Origin of the sequence: Streptomyces sp. KLMMK, assembly GCF_036961605.1 — a bacterium.
Lineage (GTDB): Bacteria > Actinomycetota > Actinomycetes > Streptomycetales > Streptomycetaceae > Streptomyces > Streptomyces telluris.
Window position 1 is genome coordinate 1 of record NZ_JBAMDC010000741.1, and the last position, 1,338, is coordinate 1,338.

At 77.2% G+C, this 1,338-nt stretch carries 2 protein-coding genes; both read right to left on the minus strand.

Features of this window, described 5'->3' with window-relative positions; all coding sequences use genetic code 11:
• Positions 1-61: 61 nt before the first annotated feature.
• Entirely contained in the window at positions 62-937 is an 876-nt protein-coding gene (locus V7793_RS37630) for a phosphatidate cytidylyltransferase (protein WP_336014245.1), read from the minus strand.
• Positions 934-1,338: CDP-alcohol phosphatidyltransferase family protein (locus V7793_RS37635; protein WP_336014246.1), on the minus strand; the 405-nt coding region annotated here is incomplete at its 5' end. The genes V7793_RS37635 and V7793_RS37630, both read right to left, overlap by 4 nt.

Here is a 1,338-nt window from a genome sequence, read left to right on the forward strand (position 1 = left end):
GGTCCGCGGCGCAGCCGCCCCGTGCGCAGGGATCCGGAGGGAGAAGTCGGAGAGGTCGTCGTCACAGCGTCACCACCATGGCCAGGAGCAGGGCGAGGAGCAGGGAGTCGATGCGGTCGAGGAGGCCGCCGAAGCCCGGCAGCCAGGTGCCGGCGTCCTTGACGCCCGCCTCCCGCTTGAGCATGGATTCGAGCAGGTCGCCGAGGACGCTGCCGGCCAGGACCGCGGCCCACAGCGTGACGGTGAAGGCGCCCGCGACGTCCAGCCCCGCGGCCACCGCCATGCCCGCGCCGAGGACGCCCGCCCAGGTCTTGGCGGGGGAGTGGGGGGACAGCGGGCGGGCGAGGGTGCCGCCGAGGCGGCGCAGGAGCATGCCGCCGCACCACGCGCCCACGTCGCCGAACGCGACCGCCACGGCGACGGCGATCGCCGTGCCGTCCAATACCACAAGTCCGGTCAGTGCGACGGGAATCCACAGCAGGCCGAAGACCGTGCGGGCCGCGCGCTCGCCGCCCCGTGCGGTGTCGCCCGACAGCACCGCGGGCAGCACGCCGACGACGGTGAGCAGGGCGAAGGTCCGCAGGTCCAGGGCGTCCGCGAGGCGCCAGTGCTCCAGCAGGGCCAGGAGCGGCAGGAGGACCACCGCGGCGCGCAGCACCGCCCGCTCGCCCCGCCCCAGGCGGGCCAGCCGGGCGTACTCGCCGACCGCGATCAGCCCCAGCAGCCAGACCAGCGCCGTCGCCCCCAGCTCGTGCAGGAACATCGCCCCGAGGAAGAGGGGGGCCGACACGGCCCAGGTCAGCCAGCGGCGCCGCAGCTCGCGGCGCATCGCCACGCGCGCGGGGAGGCAGGCCACCGCCAGGCCGCCCGCGCCGAGCACCCCGGCGACCACGGGTATGACCCGGGGCAGGACGTCGCCCGTGTACAGCGTGCTCACCGGGGCGCACCCGCCTCGCCCAGCACGCGCCACAGCCGGCCCAGCCGGAGTGCCGCCGTCAGCGCCGAGCCCGCAGCCACGACGGCCAGCACGGGCACGGCCCAGCCCGTGGCGGCGGCCACGACGGCCAGCAGACACCGCTCCGTCTTGCCGACCGGCCCGCCGTTGATCCGCTCGGCCCCCGCCGCCGCGCCCGCGAGGGACACCCACGAGGGCAGCGTCGCGGCGAGCGCGGCCGTGGCCACGAGCCACAGCGGGGCGAGCGTCAGGAAGCCGGCCAGGACGAGCAGATCGGCGGCGCGGTCGCCGAGTTCGTTGAGGACGGAGCCCCGGCGCGTGGTGCGCCCCGTGTCGCGGGCGAGCGCGCCGTCGAGGTTGGCGAAGGCGAGCCGGGCCGCCAG